Origin of the sequence: Nostoc sp. (genome assembly GCF_036917455.1) — a bacterium.
Lineage (GTDB): Bacteria > Cyanobacteriota > Cyanobacteriia > Cyanobacteriales > Nostocaceae > Nostoc.
The window spans coordinates 1-24,396 of sequence record NZ_JBALDK010000094.1 but is presented as its reverse complement, the minus strand read 5'-3'; the positions used below and the strand labels follow the sequence as shown (position 1 = coordinate 24,396).

General features: G+C 42.1%; 21 protein-coding genes. 17 read left to right on the top strand and 4 right to left on the bottom strand.

What is annotated here, in order from left to right; all coding sequences use genetic code 11:
- Positions 1 to 6 precede the first annotated feature (6 nt).
- Both V7K42_RS10240 and V7K42_RS10235 read left to right on the top strand, forming a co-directional pair.
- A complete protein-coding gene (locus tag V7K42_RS10240; RefSeq protein WP_334915854.1) occupies positions 7 to 1,677 on the top strand; it encodes an alpha-amylase family glycosyl hydrolase in 1,671 nt (556 codons plus the stop codon).
- Between the two features lie 475 nt (positions 1,678 to 2,152).
- Positions 2,153 to 2,434, top strand: coding sequence for a hypothetical protein (locus V7K42_RS10235; protein WP_334915823.1), 282 nt, complete (start codon positions 2,153 to 2,155; stop codon positions 2,432 to 2,434).
- Between the two features lie 139 nt (positions 2,435 to 2,573).
- Here the strand turns inward: V7K42_RS10235 and V7K42_RS10230 are convergent, their stop codons facing one another.
- The gene (locus V7K42_RS10230) at positions 2,574 to 2,723 is read right to left on the bottom strand and encodes a hypothetical protein (RefSeq protein ID WP_334915821.1); all 150 of its coding nucleotides are present in this window, start codon (positions 2,721 to 2,723) and stop codon (positions 2,574 to 2,576) included.
- A gap of 757 nt (positions 2,724 to 3,480) precedes the next feature.
- On the opposite strand from V7K42_RS10230, the gene V7K42_RS10225 reads away from it, so the two are divergent.
- The 5 genes from V7K42_RS10225 to V7K42_RS10205 all read left to right on the top strand — a co-directional run bounded on the left by V7K42_RS10225 (position 3,481) and on the right by V7K42_RS10205 (position 8,930).
- Positions 3,481 to 3,804 (top strand): RNA recognition motif domain-containing protein, encoded by a 324-nt coding sequence (locus V7K42_RS10225; RefSeq protein WP_094343500.1) that lies wholly within the window; start codon positions 3,481 to 3,483, stop codon positions 3,802 to 3,804.
- Positions 3,805 to 3,925: 121 nt separating this feature from the next.
- A complete protein-coding gene (gene rpsU / locus V7K42_RS10220) occupies positions 3,926 to 4,114 on the top strand; it encodes a 30S ribosomal protein S21 (RefSeq protein WP_012407716.1) in 189 nt (62 codons plus the stop codon).
- A 234-nt stretch (positions 4,115 to 4,348) separates the two neighbouring features.
- Complete coding sequence (locus V7K42_RS10215) at positions 4,349 to 6,109, top strand: serine/threonine protein kinase (protein ID WP_334915819.1); 1,761 nt, start codon at positions 4,349 to 4,351, stop codon at positions 6,107 to 6,109.
- Positions 6,110 to 6,959: 850 nt separating this feature from the next.
- Positions 6,960 to 7,523 carry a pentapeptide repeat-containing protein gene (locus V7K42_RS10210; RefSeq protein ID WP_334915817.1) on the top strand — a complete coding sequence of 188 codons (564 nt, stop codon included), beginning with the start codon at positions 6,960 to 6,962 and terminating at the stop codon, positions 7,521 to 7,523.
- A gap of 222 nt (positions 7,524 to 7,745) precedes the next feature.
- Complete coding sequence (locus V7K42_RS10205; RefSeq protein WP_334915815.1) at positions 7,746 to 8,930, top strand: M20 family metallopeptidase; 1,185 nt, start codon at positions 7,746 to 7,748, stop codon at positions 8,928 to 8,930.
- A gap of 175 nt (positions 8,931 to 9,105) precedes the next feature.
- Here the strand turns inward: V7K42_RS10205 and V7K42_RS10200 are convergent, their stop codons facing one another.
- Together V7K42_RS10200 and V7K42_RS10195 are read right to left on the bottom strand one after the other, a co-directional pair.
- A complete protein-coding gene (locus V7K42_RS10200) occupies positions 9,106 to 10,158 on the bottom strand; it encodes a hemerythrin domain-containing protein (protein WP_334915813.1) in 1,053 nt (350 codons plus the stop codon).
- A 639-nt stretch (positions 10,159 to 10,797) separates the two neighbouring features.
- Positions 10,798 to 11,295: a pentapeptide repeat-containing protein gene (locus tag V7K42_RS10195; RefSeq protein ID WP_334915811.1), complete on the bottom strand. Its 498-nt coding sequence runs from the start codon at positions 11,293 to 11,295 to the stop codon at positions 10,798 to 10,800.
- Between the two features lie 210 nt (positions 11,296 to 11,505).
- On the opposite strand from V7K42_RS10195, the gene gcvT reads away from it, so the two are divergent.
- From gcvT to V7K42_RS10155, 8 genes are all read left to right on the top strand, one after another.
- Positions 11,506 to 12,642 carry a glycine cleavage system aminomethyltransferase GcvT gene (gene gcvT / locus V7K42_RS10190; protein WP_334915852.1) on the top strand — a complete coding sequence of 379 codons (1,137 nt, stop codon included), beginning with the start codon at positions 11,506 to 11,508 and terminating at the stop codon, positions 12,640 to 12,642.
- 125 nt (positions 12,643 to 12,767) lie between these two features.
- The gene (gene gcvH, locus V7K42_RS10185; protein ID WP_069072677.1) at positions 12,768 to 13,157 is read left to right on the top strand and encodes a glycine cleavage system protein GcvH; all 390 of its coding nucleotides are present in this window, start codon (positions 12,768 to 12,770) and stop codon (positions 13,155 to 13,157) included.
- 334 nt (positions 13,158 to 13,491) lie between these two features.
- On the top strand, positions 13,492 to 16,449 hold the full coding sequence (gene gcvP / locus V7K42_RS10180; RefSeq protein ID WP_334915809.1) for an aminomethyl-transferring glycine dehydrogenase: 2,958 nt from the start codon (positions 13,492 to 13,494) through the stop codon (positions 16,447 to 16,449).
- A 692-nt stretch (positions 16,450 to 17,141) separates the two neighbouring features.
- On the top strand, positions 17,142 to 21,128 hold the full coding sequence (locus tag V7K42_RS10175) for a magnesium chelatase subunit H (RefSeq protein ID WP_334915807.1): 3,987 nt from the start codon (positions 17,142 to 17,144) through the stop codon (positions 21,126 to 21,128).
- Between the two features lie 51 nt (positions 21,129 to 21,179).
- Positions 21,180 to 21,476, top strand: a complete 297-nt coding sequence (locus V7K42_RS10170) for a HigA family addiction module antitoxin (RefSeq protein WP_334915805.1) — start codon at positions 21,180 to 21,182, stop codon at positions 21,474 to 21,476.
- A gap of 151 nt (positions 21,477 to 21,627) precedes the next feature.
- On the top strand, positions 21,628 to 22,584 hold the full coding sequence (locus V7K42_RS10165; RefSeq protein ID WP_334915804.1) for an MrcB family domain-containing protein: 957 nt from the start codon (positions 21,628 to 21,630) through the stop codon (positions 22,582 to 22,584).
- 181 nt (positions 22,585 to 22,765) lie between these two features.
- Positions 22,766 to 22,984, top strand: a complete 219-nt coding sequence (locus V7K42_RS10160) for a hypothetical protein (RefSeq protein ID WP_334843202.1) — start codon at positions 22,766 to 22,768, stop codon at positions 22,982 to 22,984.
- A complete protein-coding gene (locus tag V7K42_RS10155; protein WP_334915802.1) occupies positions 22,968 to 23,300 on the top strand; it encodes a type II toxin-antitoxin system PemK/MazF family toxin in 333 nt (110 codons plus the stop codon). Before V7K42_RS10160 ends, V7K42_RS10155 begins: the two co-directional genes overlap by 17 nt.
- A 38-nt stretch (positions 23,301 to 23,338) precedes the next feature.
- Here V7K42_RS10155 and V7K42_RS10150 read toward each other — a convergent pair whose 3' ends face one another.
- Positions 23,339 to 23,512, bottom strand: a complete 174-nt coding sequence (locus tag V7K42_RS10150) for a hypothetical protein (protein ID WP_334915800.1) — start codon at positions 23,510 to 23,512, stop codon at positions 23,339 to 23,341.
- Positions 23,513 to 23,628: 116 nt separating this feature from the next.
- Here V7K42_RS10150 and V7K42_RS10145 point away from each other — a divergent pair, with 116 nt between their 5' ends.
- The gene (locus V7K42_RS10145) at positions 23,629 to 23,889 is read left to right on the top strand and encodes a type II toxin-antitoxin system HicA family toxin (protein WP_174711983.1); all 261 of its coding nucleotides are present in this window, start codon (positions 23,629 to 23,631) and stop codon (positions 23,887 to 23,889) included.
- The gene (locus V7K42_RS10140) at positions 23,889 to 24,224 is read left to right on the top strand and encodes a type II toxin-antitoxin system HicB family antitoxin (RefSeq protein ID WP_334915851.1); all 336 of its coding nucleotides are present in this window, start codon (positions 23,889 to 23,891) and stop codon (positions 24,222 to 24,224) included. The genes V7K42_RS10145 and V7K42_RS10140 overlap by 1 nt, the downstream gene beginning before the upstream one ends.
- Positions 24,225 to 24,396: the final 172 nt, after the last annotated feature.

Here is a 24,396-nt window from a genome sequence, read left to right as displayed (position 1 = left end):
GCCGCAATGGAAAATATAACTGAATTTACATTATTTGCTCCTCGCAACAAAGGAGCAGCTTTAATTGGGTCTTTTTCTGATTGGAAAGAAATTCCCATGTCAAAAGGTGAAGATGGTTATTTTCGCACTCAAATAAAACTGGAGGACGGCGTTTATCAATACAGATTTAGGATTCAAACCAAAAGTCCAAATTACACATCTGATGAATGGATAGATGTCATCGATCCCAAAGCAACAGATGTTGATGAAACAGAAAAATCTAGCAGGGTACGTATTAAAGATGGGCGACGCATTGTTGATACTTACCTTTGGCAATATGATGAAATGCCGTTACCTGATAATCGGGAATTAGTTATATATGAAATGCACGTTGCAGATTTTACTGGTGATGAAGTTAGCTCTCACAAAGGAGGCAAATATTTAGGGATAATTGAAAAGTTAGATTATCTTTGCGAATTGGGAATTAATGCAATTGAATTAATGCCAGTTAATGAGTATCCTGGTGATTATAACTGGGGTTATAAAGTTCGTCACTTCTTTGCTACAGAATCTAGTTACGGTTCAACCGAAGATTTAAAGCGGTTGATTGACGAGTGTCATGGTAGAGGCATTCGCGTCTTTATGGATGGAATTTATAACCACACAGATGAAGAATGTCCTTTAATACTGATTGACCGAAATTACTGGTACTACGAATACAAGCATTATCCTGAAGACCCAGATAACTACTGGGGGCCAGAGTTTAACTATAATAATTATGACAAAAACTTAAATATTAAACCTGCATGGGAATACATCAGTGATGTAGTAGAATTTTGGATTAAGGAGTATCACATTGATGGAATTCGCTTTGATGCAGTGCGCCAATTGGCTAACTTTGAATTTTTCAACTGGCTAACTAAGCAAGCAAAAAACCATGCTGCACCTAAGCAATTTTACAATATTGCTGAACACATTCCCGATACAAACACTGTAGTCAAGCCAGATGGGCCATTAGATGCTTGTTGGCATGAAAGTTTTCGCCACTTTATAATTCCATATATTTGTGGTCAATCATTTGAATTAGAACAACTCAAGCAGGTTTTAGATCCCAAACAGCAGGGTTATGCGATCGCTACCAATGTGATAAATTATTTGGCAACCCACGATCGCGAGCGTGTATTACGAGAATTAGGCAATTGCGGTATATTTGACACCGCCGTATTTCAACGAGCGAAGTTAGCAGCGACTATATTAATCACAGCGATGGGTGTACCCATGCTGTGGATGGGAGAAGAGTTTGGTGAATACCAGCAGAAAAGCGAAGATGTGACTAAGCCGCAGAAGATTACTTGGTCTTTGTTGTCAGCCGCTCAGAATCATGATTTATTTGAGTATTATCGCAAGCTTATTGCTTTACGCCAGCAAACTCCAGCTTTGCAAAGCGATAATATTAAGTTTTTTTATGAAAATGCAGATGATAAAGTGCTGGCTTACACTCGTTGGGATGAGCAAAATTCTCATGTTGTCATAGTGGCAAATTTCTCTGACAAAAATCTAAATCAATATAAAATTTCCGACTTCCCAACTGCTAAGTATTTGCGAGATTGGGTTGGTAATCGAAAAGTAGAATCTGGAGAGGATGGTTTAGTTACTGACTTACCAAAGTATACAGCTAAGATATTTGTTTTACAGTAGACAATATTGGATATCTCATGGAGCTTATCTTATGAAGCAATCGTGCAGCAAATGTCTACTACCAAAGTGCAGTAATTAGTAGATGATTGACGCACTCGCAAAGTATAGTAAGGGACTGGGGACTGGGTGAAAAGTCTTTTTGTGTCTAATTTTCATCATCTGTTGATGTCCTAACCACCAAGGCTTGTGCTATAAATGCCTTGTTAGCTATGGTGGGTGGATGCAGTGAATTGCTATACCTATTACTTGAGAATTTCTCCAAATTGCATTTAGGCTGCCAACAGCTATATTCGCAGATTTTGTATAAGTATATCTTTTAATATACTCATATATGAATATGCTTTAACGTTCTCATCTCAGCAATTAGATGGTTGGAAAGAGATTAACCCAAGTGGTTTAATTTTATTAAAGAATTTGCAATCAAATCTCAGTCTATTCTCAACAGTCAATCTAGTAATTTTCGTGGTGATTAAAAATGACATCTAATACATTAGTTGATAAAACCTTCCGTGATAGTGATGGCAACATTGTTATAGCCCAGATGCCAAACCTACCGCTTATTGTTTGGATAGCAACTACTTTACTCGCTCTAATTTTTACAAATGGCAAAATCAATACAGTCTTAGAAATAATAGCAAATGGCTCTTTGTTTACTTGGGCTTGGCTAGAATTATTTCAAGGCGTTAATTATTTTCGTAGAGCGCTAGGTCTTGCAGTATTTATTGGTATTATTGTATCAAAAATTCAGTATTCATAACTGACTCAGTAAGTAAGCGAAATTATCCCATGATTGGAGTCAAAATTTTTAGTAATTTACGCTACAAGTATTAACAGGGCTTCGCCGTTTGCAGTTAGTTCGTAATAACTAGGACTTCCGCAAAATTTGTCAAAAAGCTTCATTTATCGGAGATAGATACTAGCTTGCCCCAGGCTACCGCCAAGATGCCAATAACGGCTTCTCCACGACACGCTACGCCAACACCCTGAAATTTCTTGGTTGAGATGGTAATTTTTCGATCGCTAGCTTGCCAAAATTTCTCACCCATGCTAGTGACAAAATCTTTACCCCCTCGGACCTGCTTCTGGGAGCAATGCTCTAACAGTGAGGTGGGTAAGCAGGGGAGGCAGGGGAGGCAGGGGAGGCAGGGGAAGAAATAAGTGTATAAGCAGTCGGTTTCGGTAGTAAAAAATACTAAAAATGCCTCTTTACTCCCCCTGCTCCCCCTGCTCCCCCTGCCTCCCCTGCCTATTTCACGAGGATCTCACTTTTTCGCGTCGCTCCCCCTGCTTCTCTACGAGGTGTTGCTTCATGTTGTGAAATGGGCGCGATTGCCGACGACAGGCGAGGCCGCGATCACAATTGCTTTCATCGCTGGTTTTCCGAAGAAATAGAAACCGACATAGCCTTTATTTGTTGCTTGACTTTAGCTTTCGTATTAAAATCTTGATGTAATGCTTCATGGTTAATGCAGTCAAACGTTCAATTCGGATATTCAAAGATGTGCCCCTGTATGTCTGATTTTCTTTATCACCCTACAGAATTTATCTTCTTCCATTTCCAACCCTTATGTGTGTTGGGCTGTACTTAGGGTAAGTGGGGGCAGACGATCGCAATTTGTGCGATCGGATCGCTGGTTAACTATCTACTGGATGCAGAGAGCTGGCTCCTATGTCATCCTAGATTTAGGAGAGTTAATTCAGTGATGTCTTTGATTTTAGTATTGAAAGGCTTTTCCTTTTAGTATTTACAGACTTCTCAGAGAAATTAAAATCTCTACACAGTGATGATTTTGGAGCGAATCGATGTCAATTTACGTAGGTAACCTCTCTTATGACGTTACACAAGAAGATTTAAGTGGTATTTTTGCAGAATATGGTACTGTAAAGCGAGTTCAAGTGCCTACTGACCGTGAAACGGGTCGTCCGCGAGGCTTTGCTTTTGTGGAAATGGGAACTGAAGCTGAAGAAACAGCTGCCATTGAAGCTCTCGACGGTGCAGAGTGGATGGGTCGTGACCTTAAAGTAAATAAGGCTAAACCCAAGGAAGATAGAGGTGATAGAGGTTCCTTTGGCGGAGGCCGGGGAGGATACGGCGGTGGCGGCGGTGGACGCGGCGGACGCTATTAAATCTTGGAAACCAAGAAAACTTACCAAGAGTCTTAAAGGTCAGACAAAACAAAAGTCTGTCTTTTTTTTGTAATGTTACCGCCTGCATATCATTGATTAAGTCAACTTAGTAGGAGAAATAATGACCCAAGTAATTGTCGGTGACAATGAACACATTGAATCAGCCTTACGACGATTTAAGCGAGAAGTTTCCAAGGCTGGAATTTTTCCAGACATGAGAAAGCATCGTCATTTTGAAACACCCTTAGAAAAACGCAAGCGCAAAGAAGTTGCCAAGCACAGACAGAGTAAGAGAAGTTTTCGTAATTAAAAGCTGACAGCAGCTATAAACCAATAGGCTTGGGTTAGTGATATTTCGTTTCGGAAGATCCCCCCAACCCTCCTTTATTAAGGAGGGTTGGGAAGGATCAAGCCTTAACCCAAGGATATTGAGATATAAACAAATACCCTCATAGATTCTATGAGGGTTTTCCTTTTGCTTATTTAAAAATCAGGAAACCTCAAGAAACGCTAAAATCAACTCAGCCTTTGTATTGTAGCGGTTGTGTCCCACATCACTCAGAGTGCGGTTCACTGCATAAATCCTGATTGTCAACGTCCTTATCCCCAGCCTTGGGGAAACAAATTTTGCAACAGCTGTGGCGCACCGCTAGAGTTGTTAGACCGCTATGTCCCACTTCAGCCATTAGGATCGGGAGGATTTGCTCAAATCTACACGGTTTGGGATGAAAAAACTCAAACAGAGAAAGTGCTGAAAGTGTTGGTAGAAGATTCACCAAAGGCACTGGAGTTATTTACCCAAGAGGCGGCGGTTTTATCTAGTTTGCAGCATCCAGGTGTCCCCACAGTCGATGCAGAAGGGTATTTTCAGGTACAACTGTTTAACCCGAAACCGCACCAACTACCTTGTTTGGTAATGGAAAAAATCAATGGGCGGACTTTAGAGGAGATATTAAAAAAGTTTCCCCAAGGTTGTCCAGAGAATTTGGTTGTAAACTGGTTTGCTCAAACTATAGAGATTTTACAAGAATTACACAAACGTCAGATTATTCACCGGGATATTAAACCCTCTAATTTAATGCTGGGCACATCTTCGCCCACTGTAACCCTACCTCAAGGGCAAACAGAAGGCGATCGCTTGGTACTAATTGATTTTGGTGGGGCCAAACAATTTAGCGCCTCTAAGCTGCGTTCTCAGTCTAGTTCCACCCGCTTATTTTCTTCTGGCTACAGTCCGCCAGAACAAGTAAGTGGAAGTATTGTCGGGCCAAGTGCCGATTTTTATGCCCTTGGTCGAACAGTGATTGAAATGCTAACAGGCAAATACCCGCTAGAGTTGGAAGACCAACAAACTGGAAAATTGCGCTGGCGAAGTTCGGTAAATGTCAAACCAGAACTAGCAGATTTACTGGATGAGATGGTGCAGGAGGATGTGCGATCGCGTCCAGCAAATGCAGCTATGATTCAAAAACGCTTGGCGAAGATTTCTCAACCATTACCGCCACCAGGATTATTTGCCCAACTAGGAGACAAGGTTAAGCAAGCGTCAACGCAAGTTTCCCAGGGATTTACCCTAATAACACAAGCTATTGAACAAGTTTTAGCTAACTTTAGCCAAGCTGTAACTAAAACCGTTATTTTTATTGCTCAGACAATCATCAAAATTTTCCAAGCTTGTTTGGCGACCATTTGGGCGATGATCCTGGCCTATGTTGGCGCTTGTTTTGGTGCGATCGCTGGTTTTATTTTGGCATATCACACCAACTTGGGGCGTTGGGTTGTGGAATTTATTTCCAGTCAGCTAAACCAATTAGTGCCAAATACTCAACCCGTCTTCGGGGCAGATATTTTGGTGTTCGTCGTCGCAGGCTGGGGAACCGCTTGGGGGCTAACAGTCTCTGGGTGTTTTGGTCAACGGCGGCGGTTTTTAGTAGCGTCGCTGATGGGCATGATTAGCTATGGCTTTGGTTGGTTCATTTTGCAATTGATCGCACCAAAAGATAGTGGCGAAGGCTTAGTGGCAGTGATTTTAGTATCAGCTTGCCTACTCACCTTGAGCTTAGGTCTTCGCAGCCATCATGTAGTGTATGCTGTGTTTGCTGCCTTTGGTAGTGCGATCGCATACGCATTTTTGATTCTTTTGAGGTTGGCACCTCCGATCTTCCAATTTACTACTCACCCAGCCTGGTCAGAGTTACAGTTACCTCTGATTTTTTTTGGTTCTCTAGGCTTCTTCATCAGCTTCTGGTTAGGAGTGAGTTACTACCTAATTGTCCCTGGATTGCGCTTTTTAGGATGGCGATGAAAGAGGAAGGAGGGATTCCTATATTTAGCCCAACTTGCCAAAATGCGATAAGTGGGTAGCCTTGATCCCGTTAGCAATCCTCGTTTGCAGGGACTACGAAAGTAGGCAGTGAAACACTACCAGAAGTACCTGATTTTTTACATTGTATGGGAGGATGCCATTGAGGTTGTACGAATCCTATACGCAACACAAGATATCAGCAGCATTTTGGATAGTGAGGGATAAGGAGCGATCTTTGAAAAGCTGATTTTACCAATATGCGATCGGCGATCGCGCTTTGAGGAACGAAACCCAACATTTTGAATTGATTTTGTTGGGTTTTACTTCCCTACAGGACGCTACGCGAAGGTTCAACTCAACGTATAGAGTTTACCCGGATTTCTCACCACATCTCGATTAAGCCTTGTGCAGGGGAGAAGGGGAGCAGGGGAGCAGAGGGGCAGGGGAGCAGAGGGGCAGGGGAGAGTTCAAATACCAAGTTCTTTCCCCTCTGCCCATCCTTCCCCTCTGCCCCTCTGCCCATCCTTCCCCTCTGCCCCTCAAGCTTGTGAGAAATGCGGGTTTATGATTTTAATCAAGTGCCTAAAAACAAGATCCCCCTAGTCGTATTTTTCATCGAGCTAGGGGGATCACATATATGGTAGTCTATAAGAGGTTCGGTATAGTTCCTTACGAATCGATTCTATAGCCTATATTTCAGTTTGAGTAGTCTTACCACTAGAATTTATAGTATTTTTACACCTTCTTAATGAATGCTTCATCCCTGTTCTTCCTTAGAGAAGCGGTATATGTAAGTATGGCAGTACGCAGTGTGCGTAAATTGTCATTTTTGTAGATATCTGTAAAAAATATGAACTTTAAGATTGTTGCTACCGTCGCTTTGTTGGCTTGTTTTGGGTTTGCAGAGCAAGCCCTGGCGTTAAATCAGCTAGATTTAGATCAGTTGAAGGCAACAAGTGCCTGTCCCCGGTGTAATTTGAGTGGTGCTGACCTAACTCAACTGAATTTAACTGGAGCAAATTTGCGAGGGGCCGACTTGAGTGGTGCAACATTATCTAAAGCTAATCTCACCAAAGCCGATCTCACGGGTGCAAATTTAGAAGGTGCGATTCTGAATTTGGCGAATCTTAATAGTGCTTCCTTAACCGGAGCAAATTTGAAATCAGCATCCTTGGAAAATGCCGATCTGTCTTACGCTGGTTTCATCAGCGCCAATTTAGAAGCAGCAAACTTAAAAGATGCGAAATTAGAATTTACCAATTTTCGGGGGGCTAATTTCCGACTAACAACTCTAGCTAATGGTGTTGTCACCTCAGATATGCCTTATAGCTGGTCGTCAGAGCGTCAAAAGACAAGAGAATGTAACCAGTTCAAACCCGAAAATACTCCAGGCACAACCTGTTATTCAAAATAAACTGGGGATTGAGGACTGAGGATTGAGGACTGGGCAATAATCAATAGCTTTTCTTTATCTACTTCCCCTGCTTCCCCTGCCTCCCCTGCCTCCCCTGCCTCCCCTGCCTCCCCTGCCTCCCCTACTTCCCCTCTTGTTCTCAACTATCCTTGTCTAGCAAAAGCATTTTGTTTGTTAACAGTTCTTTATCATGGGAAAAAAGCTTGTAGATTAACTAAATCGATGCTTACCCATATAAAAGACTTAGCAGCAAAACTAGCGCCTCGCTTGATTGAAATTCGCCGCCATATCCACTCTCACCCAGAACTCAGCGGTCAGGAATACCAAACAGCAGCTTTTGTAGCTGGTGTTTTGTCTTCTAGTGGTCTGCATGTACAAGAAGGTGTTGGTAAAACGGGCGTTATTGGAGAATTGCAAGGCACTGGTCAAAATGACCGTTTATTGGCAATTCGCACCGATATGGATGCTTTGCCAATTCAAGAGGGCACAAATTTGGAATACGCCTCTCGCGCCGAAGGTATTATGCACGCTTGTGGTCACGATGTGCATACCACTGTGGGGTTAGGAACGGCGATGGTGCTGTCCCAAATGGCGGAGGAGTTGAGTGGAAAAGTGCGGTTTTTATTTCAGCCAGCCGAGGAAATTGCTCAAGGGGCCAGCTGGATGGTGAAAGATGGGGCGATGGAAAACGTCTCAGCTGTATTAGGGGTTCATGTTTTTCCTTCTATACCCGCAGGATCTATTGGCGTGCGTTATGGGGCATTGACAGCCGCCGCAGATGATTTAGAGATTTTAATTATGGGGGAATCTGGGCACGGGGCGCGTCCTCATGAGGCTATTGATGCGATTTGGATTGCTTGCCAAATCATTACCGCATTGCAACAAGCTATCAGCCGGACACAAAATCCTTTGCGTCCTGTTGTATTGAGCATAGGGAAGATTAATGGTGGCAGAGCGCCGAATATAATTGCGGATAAAGTGCAGTTATTAGGAACCGTGCGATCGCTCCATCCCGAAACCCGCGCTCATCTTCCTAAGTGGATTGAAAATATTGTATCTAATGTTTGCCATACTTACGGAGCAAACTATCAAGTAAATTATCGTCAGGGTGTATCCAGCGTTCAAAATGATTACACCTTGACACAATTATTACAGTCAGCCGCAGAAGAAGCTTGGAGTAGCGATCGCGTCCAAGTTTTACCCGAACCCTCCCTTGGTGCTGAAGATTTTTCTATGTATTTGGAACACGCCCCCGGTTCCATGTTTCGCTTGGGTGTAGGCTACAAAGAAAGAATTACTAACCACCCATTACACCATCCCCAGTTTGAAGTTGATGAATCTGCCATTATCACTGGGGTTGTAACTATGGCTTATGCCGCTTATAAATACTATCAGCAAAATGTTTAAACAAAAACTCCCAGCACACCAAAGCTGGGAGTTTTTGTTTAGACTTTTCCAAAAATTAAATATGCATTATCTAGAACCCTTGTAGAGACGTAGCACTACTACGTCTCTACATTCTTTTTCACCAGATGCCTTTTAACTAACCTTTTTTAGTAGATATAGAAAGCTCAAAAGCGTCCTACACCTTCGATTCGGTAACAACACCTAGCTTCTGTTGAATTCGGGTCTTAGCAGCTTTGAATTCAGTAGCCAGTTGCTCACTTTGCTCGGTGCTTAAGTTGTTGCGAATGGCAGCAAACATTGTGCTTTCTTCTTGACGAATATGATCGGCAATAGCTTCCCTCAGCTGTTTGACTTTCTCTTTGAATAGCGGTGAAGATGGGCTGAGAGCCTTAATTTCTTCTAACGCCTGCTTTGCATGAGCTTGTTCATCAAACAGTTCTTGGGTGTTGCTTTGACCATAGAAAGGACGTACTCTTGGGTATACGACTTCCTCTTCGGCTTCAGCGTGGACACTTAGATCCTTATAAATTTGACCGAAGTACTCTTGGATCTTCTGAGGATTGTCGCTTTGTATCAATTCGACGAACAGGGTATTTACCTTGTTATGATCGAGGCGGATGGCATCCTGGATATTTATATCCTTTTTATCACTGGCTTGGGTAACAGCGCTACCTACCACACCACTGACTGCGGCCAAAGCGTCTTGAACACGCGCCCAAATTCCTTGATCTGCATCTTGTCCAGTGAGTTCGCGGACACCCAGAATTTCTAAAATACCCTTGAGTTGTTCTTGGTGAGCGCGGTTTTCAAAGTTAATGGTATTGAGAGGTGCGATCGCTAACAAAACGTCAGCACCAACTTTTTGAGCAGCTTTATGAACTATCAAACCAGTAGTTACTAGTTGATGTTTTAGCAATTCATGCTGAGATACTTTGTCATACAGACTTAGCTCCGAACTTTTGAACAATTCTTTCGATTTTTCAATGAATTCTCTAACAATCTTTCTTGGTTCAGCCTGGATGCCATACTGACCAATTACAGTTTCTAGAATGCCAAGATTTTTTTCGTCATCATTGAGAAAATTTCGGATGCGATCGGCGATTTCGGGATCGAGTCCTTCTTTCAAAAACAGTTGCTCTTTTTCGATAACCAACTGTTGCAGTGCTTTCAGGTCTGCCAATTTAATAGCAATAGCATTGCGTTTCGTATCATCTAAAGTAGCTACCATCTGTGTTCTCCTCGGCAAAGTGTTCGTAGTCCTTACTCATATAACCTTGACACAGAGGGTTAGAAGATTCCATCTTTCTTTTGAGCGATCGCTTTCAGCACTATGGGTAGAAAAAATAATTTTTCTTAACAATTTATATGTTCTTATACTTTTAGATAGATATCTGAAATATTGACTTAACTTGTATCTTGAGATAGATACTTATTCATTCTTATTCTATTAAACAAAATCAAACTATATTTATCAGAATATAATTGAATTTTATGAACTATAATATTTTATTTGGTAATTAAAAATAAGCTCCAAATCACAAGGCTTTAGTAAATACTTCTAAGAGGATGTTTGAAAAGCCTTATTGTCGGTATCAAAAGTTTTAGATTCCCCTAAATTCCCCGATAAATGAGGGAACTCTAATTCCGGTTCTCCCTTTTTTAAGGGAGGTTAGGGGGGATCTAGAAGTGCCTAAAATCATAGTGAAATACTTGTTCATTCAAACTCTAAGGTTCGCTTGATTAAAATTCGGAATTATATTTTGATTCGTTTAATCTTTTCTCAACATTCTGCAAAATTACAAACTTTAAAAGGTAGACTTTGGTACTTTTAGGTAGTTATGTCCACCTTTTAACGAGCGGTTAGATTTTACTTACATCCTAAAGACTGGCGAGTATCTACACCAGTTTTAGAGTTAACACCATTGGCTTTCACACAAAGCTTTTTCACTTGCGTCCCATCTAGAATTGCATTCGTAAAATCAGCACCTGTGACATTTACATCATCAAAAGTAGAACGTAGCATCATTGCATCGGTTAACACAGCATCACTCAAATCAGCCGCCTTAAATCTTGTGAGATAAGCTATGCCTTCACTAAAATTAGCACCATGCAGATTTACTCCCTCCAAAAGGGTACCGTTAAATACACCACCACGTAAGTCAGCATTGCTAAAATTAGCATTCTCTAATTTGAGATTGGTAAATTCAGTGCCAATTAAAGTCTGACCAGAGTAATCCTTACCCTTGAGTTCATCATTACCCATAGAACGGGTAATACTGGAAGAACTTGCAGCTTCCGCCGATAGGGGAAACAAAAAAAGAACCAAAGCTAAAACACAGCTAGCTATTAGTCGCCAATATTTCATAATGTCTTCTTAATAAATCTCAACACTTCCACCATTAACTATTAAACCTCACAGAAGAGGAGAAAGGAGGGAAGAAGGTACAGGTTACAGGGGAGAGATTATTCCCTATCATCTACCTCCTGTCACCTCTTCCCTAATCTCTCGTAGGATGATAGATGTTAAGGTGCGATGCCTAACGGCAAGTTGCTCCGCATCTACGCAAAATTACCTGTGGCTAATCAAGAAGACAACGCCCAATCTCTGGCGCGAACCCCTTTATATAAAGTGGGTATAGAACTAAAAGCCCGCTTTACCAGCTTTGGCGGTTGGGAAATGCCTGTGCAATTTAGTGGCATTAGCCGCGAACACGAGGCTGTAAGAAATACAGCCGGAATGTTCGATATTTCCCACATGGGTAAATTTACCCTCCAAGGTAAAAATCTCATTTCCCAACTTCAGCCTCTAGTGCCTTCAGACTTGAGTCGATTGCAACCTGGTCAAGCACAATACACCGTATTGTTAAATCCCCAAGCTGGAATTATTGACGACATCATTGTTTATTACCAAGGTGAAGATACCACTGGTATACAGAAGGCATTTATCATTGTCAATGCAGCCACCTCTGGTAAAGATAAAGCATGGTTATTGCAACACCTTGACCTGGATAAGTTGCAATTCCAAGACCTTTCACCAGAAAAAGCCTTAATTGCCGTGCAAGGGCCAAAAGCGATTAAATATCTCCAGCCTTTAGTGCAAGAAGACTTACAACCAATCAAAGCCTTCGGACATTTAGAAGCAACCCTACTAGGCAAACCTGCCTTCCTGGCCCGCACAGGTTACACCGGAGAAGATGGCTTTGAGGTGATGGTAGACCCAGATGTGAGCATAGAATTGTGGCGAAATCTCCATAAAGCTGGTGTTACTCCCTGTGGACTTGGTGCGAGAGACACCCTGCGCCTAGAAGCCGCGATGGCACTTTACGGACAAGATATCGATGACACCACCACACCCTTAGAAGCAGGTTTGGGGTGGCTAGTTCACTTAGATACCAAAGGTGATTTTATCGGACGAGAAGTTTTAGCACAACAAAAAGCCTCTGGAGTGCAGCGTCGATTGGTGGGTTTACAAACCCAAGGACGCAACATTGCCCGTCATGGCTATCAAGTGTTATCAGCAGGTAAAGTGGTGGGAGAAGTTACCAGTGGCACTCTGTCGCCCACACTTGGTTATCCCATTGCCTTAGCCTACGTTCCTACCCAGCTAGCAACCGTTGGTCAGCAGCTAGAAGTCGAAATTCGTGGCAAAGCTTATCCAGCAGTTGTAGTTAAACGTCCCTTTTATCGGTCAAAAAATCGTGTTGCTAACTGATAAGCGCCGAGGTTTTTGAGGAATAATGTGTTGTGAGTTACTCAATCTACAGTAAGGTTCATTACTATATATGGCTTGGATGACTGTTGGGGCAATAATTTTTTTGATAAGGGAGAGGAAGTGATATGTCTTTTGAATATCCTCAAGATTTTAGATACCTCGATTCTCATGAATACGTGCGAATAGATGGCGAAATTGCCACCATTGGCATTACTGAGTTTGCCGTCCATGAATTGGGTGATATCGTCTTTTTGGAACTGCCAGAAATTGGCGACGCTCTGACTAGGGGAGAAAACTTTGGCACAATTGAATCAGTAAAAGCCGTTGAAGAACTGAATTCACCAGTCACAGGCACGGTTATAGAACGCAATGAAGCCTTAATTAATTCTCCCGAAGAAGTGTCAGAAGACCCCTACGGAGAAGGGTGGTTTTTGAAAGTGCGCGTCAATGACCCTGGTGAAGTTGAGGATGCCTTGACAGCAGATGAGTATCGCGCCCAGGTGGAAGGGGAGTAAGGAAGAGGGAGATGGTGAAGCAGAGAATGAAGATTTCCCTGCGTCACCCGGATTTCTCACCACATCTCGATTAAGCCTGCGCTTGAGCAGGGAGAGGGGGAGCAGGGGAGCAGGAGAGAGTTCAAATACAAAGTTCTTTCCCCTCTGCCCCTCTGCCCCTCTGCCCATCCTTCCCCTCAAGCTTGTGAGAAATGTGGGGTCACTGTCTCCCCATATCGTCTCTACTACTCCACTCGAAAATAAGTCATGAAATTTAGATAAAATTCAAAGTTACACCTACTTCTCATCAGTATTTATTGCAAAATATGAAATAGTACCATCTGGAGAGTAATTTGTGGTATTAAACGCCCCTATTCTCAAGTCTAATGAGCAGCAAGTGCTGGACGGAAAAAGTCAAAAGTTAAGTAGTTTTGTGCCAAGACACATTGGCCCTAACTCCGACGATATCCAGCTTATGCTTAAGGTTTTGGGGTTTCCCAGCCTGGATGCCCTAATCGATAAAACAGTTCCCCAGACAATTCGGCTGAAGCAACCGCTAAAGTTACCAGAAGCCGAAAGTGAGTATGCAGCACTGGTATCGTTAAAAAAAGTTGCTAGCAAAAATCAGGTTTTCCGCTCATACATCGGTATGGGATATTACGACACTATTACCCCACCTGTGATTGGGCGTAACATCTTAGAAAACCCAGGTTGGTATACTGCCTACACTCCTTATCAGCCAGAAATTGCCCAAGGGCGACTAGAAGCGCTGCTAAATTTTCAAACCCTGATTATTGACCTCACAGGTTTGGAAATCGCCAATGCTTCGTTACTTGATGAAGCCACAGCCGCAGCTGAAGCAATGAGTTTAAGCTACGGTGTCTCCAAAAATCAGGCAAATGCCTATTTTGTCTCTCATGATTGCCATCCCCAAACTATTGACGTGTTACAAACACGGGCTAAACCATTAGGGATTAATATTATTGTCGGCGATCATCAAACATTTGATTTCGATCGATCAATTTTTGGGGCTGTTCTGCAATACCCCGCAAGTGATGGCACTATTTACGACTACCGTGCTTTTATAGAAAAAGCCCATGCTAAGGGTGCATTGGTGACGGTAGCAGCAGATCCTTTAAGTTTAACTTTGCTCACCCCTCCTGGGGAATTTGGTGCTGATATTGCGGTAGGTAGCACCCAGCGCTTTGGTATTCCCTTGGGGTTTGGGGGGCCTCATGCGGCATACTTTGCGACGAAGGAAGAGTATAAACGGCTGGTTCCGGGGCGAATTGTAGGTGTATCCAAAGATGCTCAGGGTAAACCTGCATTGCGTCTGGCTTTGCAAACCCGCGAACAGCATATCCGCCGCGAAAAAGCTACTAGTAATATCTGTACGGCACAGGTGCTACTGGCAGTGATGGCGAGTATGTACGCTGTTTATCATGGCCCTGCTGGACTGAAGCAAATTGCTGAAAATATCCACTCCCTGACAGTGTTGCTGGCGGAAGGATTAAAACGTTTAGGTTATAGCGTCGTTTCAAAATCTTTCTTTGATACGTTGCGAGTAGAACTAGGAACACATAATTTAGAAGATATTCTGGCAAATAGCGAACAACTTCAAATTAACTTGCGGATTTTTGATGCAACTGCTGTTGGTATCTCTCTGAATGAAACTACCACAGTAGATGATGTGCTTCACATATTAGCAATCTTCGCAGGCGAAAATGAATTACCCTTCAGCTTAGAAGAATGGTTTTCTCCCCATCTTCCCATCTCCCACTCACCCTATCTCTCCCTCCCTCGTCAAAGTAGTTACCTAACTCATCCAGTTTTTAACCGCTATCACTCAGAAACTGAATTGTTGCGCTATCTGCACAAGCTAGAAGCTAAGGATTTGTCGCTAACGACATCAATGATTCCCTTGGGTTCTTGCACAATGAAATTGAATGCGACAGCTGAAATGATTCCGGTAAGTTGGGAAGAATTTGGCAAGATTCATCCATTTGCACCTGCGTCGCAAACTCAGGGTTATCAAATCCTATTTAAGCAACTTGAGGGATGGTTAGCTGAAATTACTGGTTTTGCCGGAATTTCTCTACAACCAAATGCTGGTTCTCAGGGCGAATATGCCGGACTTTTAGTAATTCGCCAATATCACGAAAATCGGGGTGAAGCACACCGGAATGTTTGTTTGATTCCCACTTCAGCACACGGGACAAACCCGGCGAGTGCGGTAATGTGCGGGATGAAGGTGGTGGCAGTTGCCTGTGACTCACAAGGTAATATTGATGTTGATGACCTGAAGGCGAAGGTAGAAAAACATAGTCATGAATTAGCCGCGTTAATGGTGACATATCCCTCAACTCATGGTGTTTTTGAGGAACCGATTCAGGAAATCTGCGCTGTTGTCCATAGTCATGGCGGACAAGTTTACATGGATGGGGCAAATATGAACGCCCAAGTGGGGATTTGCCGTCCTGGAGATATTGGCGCGGATGTCTGCCATTTAAATTTGCATAAAACTTTTTGTATTCCCCATGGTGGCGGTGGCCCTGGTATGGGGCCAATTGGGGTAGCCTCTCATTTAGTGCCATTTTTGCCGGGACATGCTGTAGTAGGGACTGGGGACTGGGGACTGGGGACTAGGAAAGAGAAAATCCCCAGTACCCAGCATATTGGTGCTGTGGCGGCTGCGCCCTGGGGTAGTGCGAGTATCTTGGTGATTTCTTGGATGTACATCGCCATGATGGGGGCAGATGGTTTGACTGAAGCAACTAAGGTGGCGATTCTTAACGCTAACTACATTGCTAAGAAATTGGAGTCGTACTATCCGGTTTTGTATCAAGGGAAAAATGGTCTAGTTGCCCATGAATGTATTTTAGATTTGCGATCGCTAAAAAAATCAGCTGCGATCGAAATCGATGATGTAGCCAAGCGTTTGATGGATTACGGTTTCCATGCGCCAACTGTCTCCTGGCCTGTAGGAGGTACAATCATGGTGGAACCTACAGAAAGCGAATCAAAACAAGAGTTGGATCGTTTCTGTGATGCTTTGATTTCTATTCGCCAAGAAATTACCGAAATAGAATCAGGTAAGGTGGATATCCAAGATAATGTTTTAAAGAACGCACCCCACACTGCTGAAAGTCTTATTACAGGAGAATGGCATCATTCCTACTCTCGCGAACAAGCTGCCTATCCTGCTTCTTGGACTCGTGAATATAAATTCTGGCCTGCTGTTGGTCGCATTGATGCAGCCTTTGGCGATAGGAATTTTGTTTGTTCTTGTCTGCCAATGGATGCTTATTCCTGATAGCACCATACAGTTTAGTTAAAACTTGCTCTCCTCAACTCTCATTTTCCGAAGGTTGAGGGGATTTTTTTAAGAATTTTTTCAGTTCCCCAATGAAAATCTTATTGGGAATGTTGGTTTGCAGTTAAAGTAGAAAGACCAATTCTAAGAAAAAACCTCAACAATTATTTGAATGAGGTAAAAGACTCATTAATGAATGATAAGGAAAATGGAATTTTATCTTCAGTGAATAAATTCCATGATGGAATTATAGATACTTTAAATAGCAAGCCAATATTGGCTAAATAAAAGTTGTTTGTTCGTCAGCAGATACCAAGTTTCTGTTGTTTTTTGTTTGGTATAAGCCGCAATTACATAATTGAAGGTTGCCTATGCTGACTAAATATTTTTTAGTCAGCATAGGCAAGTTTTATTTTGTAACTAATTAATAATTGTTTGATAGTTATTTAGTTTTTTAAAGATGTAACAATAAATTTACAAATTGTGAGTAAACGCTTTTATATGAAGTCAACAATTACAAAGAAATATTTCGTTTTTTATATCGATTTGTGTCATATAAGGGATAAAATGCTTACCCAGTAGGCATTTTCTGATAAAAAACAGATATTGCTTAAAGATCACAAGTTACCTGTGGCTGATGATGCCGCTAGGAACTTCCTTCAGAGAACACGCATCAAAGGAGCCGAAGAAGCATGTTCACACACGTCAAGTCCACCATTAGACACATTGCGCCTGATAACTTACGCGGACGTAGTTTAATCAAGGTGGTCTATGTCGTGCTTGAGTCCCAGTACCAAAGCGCATTGTCGCAAGCGGTTCGCACGATTAACGCGAATAATCCCGACTTGGCGATTGAAATCAGCGGGTACTTGATTGAGGAACTCCGCGACCCAGAGAATTACGAGGAGTTCAAACGAGAAGTTGAGAATGCGAATATCTTCATCGCTTCCCTCATTTTCATCGAAGACTTAGCACAAAAAGTTGTAGCGGCAGTAGAACCACACCGCGATCGCTTGGATGTTTCCGTTGTCTTTCCCTCGATGCCAGAGGTAATGCGCCTGAGTAAAATGGGCAGCTTTTCCTTGGCACAGTTGGGTCAGTCAAAAAGTGCGATCGCCCAATTCATGCGGAAACGCAAAGAAAAATCCGGTGCGGGATTCCAAGATGGGATGCTGAAGCTTTTGCGTACCCTCCCGCAAGTGCTGAAATTTTTACCAATGGATAAGGCACAGGATGCCCGAAATTTCATGCTCAGTTTTCAGTATTGGCTAGGTGGTTCTCCAGAAAACTTGGAAAACTTCTTGCTAATGCTAGCTGATAAATATGTATTTAAAGGTTTAGAGAAACAAAATTTTGCACCTTCTACATATCAGCAGCCAGTTGTTTATCCCGATTTAGGGATTTGGCATCCTTTGGCTCCTAGTATGTTTGAGGATGTCAGAGAATACCTTAATTGGTATACAGCTCGTAAGGATATTTCTAGCGATCTAAAAGATCCCCTTGCTCCTTGTGTCGGGTTAGTATTGCAACGTACCCACCTAGTTACCGGGGATGATGCCCATTATGTAGCGATGGTGCAGGAGTTGGAAGCACTAGGCGCACGGGTATTACCTGTGTTTGCTGGTGGTTTGGATTTCTCCAAGCCTGTGGATGCCTACTTCTATGAACCAAATACCAACACACAGTTAGTAGATGCAGTGATATCGCTGACTGGTTTTGCTTTAGTGGGTGGCCCAGCCAGACAAGACCATCCCAAGGCAATTGAATCACTCAAACGCTTAAACCGTCCTTACATGGTGGCGTTACCCTTAGTATTCCAAACCACAGAAGAGTGGATGGATAGCGATTTAGGGTTACATCCAATTCAAGTAGCTTTGCAAATTGCGATTCCTGAATTGGATGGGGCAATTGAGCCGATAATTTTGTCAGGTAGAGATGGAACTACAGGGAAAGCGATCGCACTGCGCGATCGGGTTGAAGCGGTAGCCGAACGCGCCTTAAAATGGGCTAACCTCCGCCGCAAACCGAAGCTGGATAAAAAAGTTGCCATCACCGTTTTCAGCTTCCCGCCAGATAAAGGCAACGTCGGAACCGCCGCTTACTTGGATGTATTCGGTTCCATCTACGAGGTGATGAAAGCCCTCAAAAATAACGGCTACGACTTACCAGAATTGCCAGAATCAGCCGAAGCGTTGATGCAAGAAGTCATCCACGATGCACAGGCGCAGTACAACAGCCCAGAACTGAACGTTGCTTACAAAATGTCGGTTCCTGAGTATGAGGCGCTGACCCCATACTCTCACCGCCTAGAGGAAAATTGGGGCCCACCTCCCGGACATCTCAACAGTGATGGGCAAAACCTGCTGATTTATGGTAAGCAATTCGGTAACGTCTTCATCGGTGTACAACCCACATTTGGTTACGAAGGCGATCCGATGCGGCTGTTGTTCTCCCGTTCAGCTAGTCCTCACCACGGTTTTGCTGCTTACTACACCTACCTAGAGCAAGTTTGGAAAGCTGATGCTGTACTGCACTTTGGTACACATGGTTCCTTAGAATTTATGCCAGGTAAACAGATGGGGATGTCTGGTGACTGTTATCCAGATAACTTGATTGGCTCAATTCCCAACCTGTATTACTACGCAGCCAATAATCCGAGTGAAGCAACAATTGCCAAACGCCGGAGTTACGCTGAAACAATTTCTTACTTGACACCGCCGGCAGAAAATGCTGGTTTATATAAAGGTTTAAAGGAACTCAGCGAATTAATTGCTTCCTACCAAACCTTAAAAGATAGTGGACGCGGTGTTTCCATTGTCAACAGCATCATGGATAAATGCCGGATCGTGAATCTGGATAAGGATATTGACCTGCCAGAAACCGATGCCAGAGACATGAGTGCCGAAGAGCGGGATAATATTGTTGGCAACGTCTACCGCAAGTTGATGGAAATCGAGTCACGGTTGTTGCCTTGTGGTTTGCACGTTATTGGTAAACCGCCAAGTGCAGAAGAAGCGATCGCAACTCTCGTCAACATTGCTAGTTTAGATCGTCAGGAAGAAGGACTTCAAGGCTTACCCGGAATTATCGCTAACAGCATTGGGCGTAACATTGACGATATTTATCAAAGTAATGACAGAGGCATTTTAGAAGATGTCCAGTTATTGCAAGATATCACTTTAGCAACCCGTGCAGCAGTTACCGCCCTTGTCCAAGAGCAAATCGACGCGGAAGGACGAGTTTCTCTGGTTTCGCGGTTGAATTTCTTCAACATGGGCAAAAAAGAACCTTGGGTAGAAGCATTGCATAAACTTGGCTATCCCAAAGTTGACACAGCCACACTCAAACCCTTATTTGAGTATTTGGAATTCTGCCTGCAACAAGTTTGTGCCGACAACGAACTCGGAGCATTACTCAAAGGCTTAGAAGGCGAGTACGTCCTACCTGGCCCTGGTGGCGATCCCATCCGCAACCCGGATGTATTGCCTACGGGTAAGAATATCCATGCTTTAGATCCACAATCCATCCCAACAACAGCAGCAGTCCAATCAGCCAAAATCGTCGTAGACAGGCTTTTGATCCGTAACAAGGCTGAAAATGATGGAAAATGGCCAGAAACCATCGCCTGCGTCCTTTGGGGAACCGATAACATCAAGACTTACGGTGAATCCCTAGCGCAAATTATGTGGATGGTGGGTGTGCGTCCAGTTCCCGATGCCTTGGGACGGGTGAACAAGTTGGAATTGATATCTTTAGAAGAGTTGGGAAGACCCAGAATTGATGTAGTAATCAATTGTTCTGGTGTATTCCGCGACTTGTTCATCAACCAAATGAACCTGCTAGACCAAGGCGTGAAGATGGCGGCTGAGGCGGATGAACCCTTAGAAATGAACTTTGTTCGCAAACACGCTTTGCAACAAGCCGAAGACATGGGTATTAATCTGCGTCAAGCAGCGACGCGCGTTTTCTCCAATGCTTCTGGTTCCTACTCGTCAAATATCAACTTGGCAGTAGAAAACAGCACTTGGGATAGCGAAGCCGAGTTGCAGGAAATGTATCTCAACCGGAAATCCTTCTCCTTCAATTCCGATAACCCCGGAATCATGGACGAATCCCGGCAGATTTTTGAAAGTACATTGAAAACTGCTGATGCAACTTTCCAAAATCTGGATTCTTCCGAGATTAGCTTAACAGACGTTTCTCATTACTTTGATTCAGATCCCACTAAGTTAGTGGCAAGTCTGCGGGGTGATGGTAAAAAACCAGCATCTTACATTGCAGATACAACCACAGCTAACGCCCAAGTGCGGACATTATCAGAAACCGTGCGTTTGGATGCGCGTACCAAATTGTTAAATCCCAAGTGGTACGAAGGGATGCTCTCTCACGGTTATGAAGGTGTGCGCGAACTCTCCAAACGGTTGGTAAATACAACAGGTTGGAGTGCGACAGCTGGCGCTGTGGATAACTGGATTTATGAGGATACTAACGAAACCTTCATCAAAGATGAAGAAATGCAGAAACGGTTGTTGAACCTCAACCCCCATTCTTTCCGCAAGATTGTATCAACTTTGTTGGAAGTGAATGGACGCGGTTATTGGGAGACTAGCGAAGATAATTTAGATCGTCTGCGCGAGTTGTACCAAGAAGTTGAAGACCGAATTGAAGGGATAGACTAGGATTACATGGGCAGGCTTTATGCCTGCCTTAACAATGAGATAAGGTTAATTATGGATAATTGGCAAGATATTACTGATGATAGATTAGTAAGACCAATACATCCTGGCGAAGTAATTGCGGATATTTTAGATGATTTAGATATTAATATCGCAAAATTTGCAGAAAATTTAGGAGTATCTAATCAAACAGTTCAGGAAATTATTAATAGTCAAAGATCAATTACAGTAGATATAGCAATACGTCTTGGTAAAGCTTTAGGAAATGGGCCGAGACTTTGGCTCAATCTTCAGCAAAAAGTTGATCTTTGGGATGCTTGCAAAGCTAAAAAGAAGAATATGAACAAGTAATGACATTGGTTTAGAAGAAATTCTGACGAATCTTAAATCGCCTATGCGATTTGTACCAACAGATTAAAGACCGAATTGAAGGAATAGAATAGTGCTTATAGGGCAGGCAAAATGCCTATCTTAACATTTCAATCTAATTGTATAAATATAAATGCTCAAACAAACTATTGAAAAATTATTATACGAATATCCAATAGTAAACCAAGAAAAATTCAAAAACCATAGTTTTCCAAGATATTTAAAGAATGATGTTCCAAAGTTGTTAGATAATTCTCTGAATCTTTCTGAAATATATAGTATACAAGCTTCAGCAGGAAATGGCTCATGGGCAAATATCCCTTGGATAGCTGTTTTTAATAAGCTGGTTACAGAAAGTGTGAGATTTGGATTTTTCCTTGTCTATTTATTTCAGGCAGATTGTTCTGGTGTTTATCTATCTTTGAATCAAGGTACAGCATCTTTGAAAAAAAATTATGGACTTGGAGGTGCAAAAGATATATTACGAGAAAGAGCAAAAACTTTTAGGAAAATTATATCGACCGATATAATTATTAAGTATTATGAAAATATTGATCTTAAACTTGAAGCAATTCCTAAAGAAACTACTGCTCGAAGATTAGGTCAGGCATACCATGCCGGTAATGTATTAGCTGTTTATTATCCAAAAACACGTTTGCCAGACTCAGATAAACTAGTCAATGATTTATTATTTTTTATCAAAATTTATGAAGAATTGATTGAAAAGCAACCTTTAGATACTCAGGATAATGAATTAGATTCTGAAGAAGTTTGGTTTGAAGATTTAACAAAGTATAAAATTCATAAAAGAGTAGAAAGAAATCAAGCTTTGTGTAATAAAGCTAAAGAAATACATGGGTATATATGCAAAGCTTGCGGTTTTGATTTCGAGATGAAATATGGCAATATAGGCAAGAATTATATAGAAGCTCATCATCTAGTACCGATTGCAACTCTAGAAAAAACGAAAGTTCAGTTAGACCCTTCAACTGATTTTACTGTTTTATGTTCCAATTGTCACCGTATAATACACAGAATAAAACCTATACCGACACTAGAAGAGTTTAAAAATATAATCACAACTGATTAGTCAAGGTAAAAATTGAATCAGATTGTCCAACTCCTGAACTGAAACAGCATTTAACATCTGCCTGATTGATGATAATACTAAGTATGATCTCTCACTCTTTCACAACAGGCGATCGCCTTATATTTGAGGTTTTCTGCAAAGCGATCGCTTGTCATCAACTATCAAAGCATAAAATTAAAGCATGACTATTCATAAAACAGATATGCTAAAAACGCTTTGGGCTACTGTTCGGGAAGGAAAAATCGAATTGCTGGAGTCAGAGGAATTACCGGAAGGGACAAGAGTGTTAGTGACGCTGCTTCCTGATGATGAAACTGAATTTTGGCTTCAAACCAGTCAAACATCACTCTCATCAGTTTGGGATAACACTGAGGATGATGTCTATGCCCAACTACTCTAAAAATGACATCATTTTGGTTCAGTATCCCTTTTCAGATTTGTCCAGTTCAAAAGTTAGACCTGCTGTTGTTGTAAGTGCGCCACATATTTCTCAAGACATCCTAATTACGCCCTTGACGAGCAAAACGGGAGCATTACTAGAAGGTGAGTTCGTCTTGTCAGAATGGGCAGCAGCAGGGCTAAACGTGGCTACAGCAGTCAAGAGAGGTTTATACACAGTGCATAAAAGCTTGGTTGTAAAAGTAATTGGCAAGTTAGCTGATGCTGATGCTGAACTGTTAGAGCAATCTTTGCGGTGTTGGTTGGGGTTGGGATAGGAGCCTATGGTAGCCTCGCAAAATTGAGAATTGAATGTTTATAAATAGCCATCGCACTTACTCTTCCACAACAGGCGATCGCTTTGGAAATGTGGAAGTGCGATGTCTACGATTGTCACTGAGCGGCTGGTGAGAGGAGTCGAACCATGCCGTACCACTTCCCTGCGGGATGCTACGCGAACGTGGAAGCAAGCTACGCGCAGCGTCTCCAAGAGTTGTGCGGGCTACACCTACACTTCTATCTTTTCAACGATATCATAATATGATATCATTATATCTGTGGCTATATTCAACTTAACTGTAATATGGCTGTAATTGTATTGATTAAATGGATCTCAATAACAAACAACGTCAGATTTTAGAGTTAATTTTTACAAATCCTGTACCATCTAATATTCTTTGGAAAGATATTGAAAGTTTATTCATAGCTCTTGGTGCTGATATTACTCAAGGTAGAGGTTCGCGGGTTCGTGTAAAATTAAATGATGTGAAAGCTGTTTTTCACGAACCGCATCCTCAAAATGAAACAGATAAAGGAGCAGTCAAATCTGTTAGAGAATTTTTAATTAAGGCAGGAATTGAAATATGATGACTTATAAAGGATACACAGCTAGTATAGAAGTAGATGTAGAAGCGGGAATACTTTTTGGTCAAGTCCTAGATATTAATGACGTGATTACCTTTAAGGCAAAAACTGTAGAGGAAGCACGTCAAGAATTTCAAATTTCTGTTGATGATTATCTTGTTTTCTGTGAAGAACTAGGAGAGGAACCTGATAAACCATTCTCTGGTAAACTTCTATTCCGCACAACTCCAGAACACCACCGCAAAATATTTATTGCTGCTAAAAAGGCTGGCAAAAGCATAAATGCTTGGATGGATGAAATCTTAACTGGTGCTGCGGATAAAGTAATCAACACTTAAAGTCAATCATTCTAAATATGTTTTTCGCTAAAGTGCATTAGCCTTTGGTATTTTCATGGGAATATTCAAGTTTAAATTTTTCTATGGATGCGTTAATTATCAACTTAGTCCTGTTCTTCAAATAACAGATGACCAATTTTTGCATTTAACGATTAAAGCTTCTAAGTCTGAT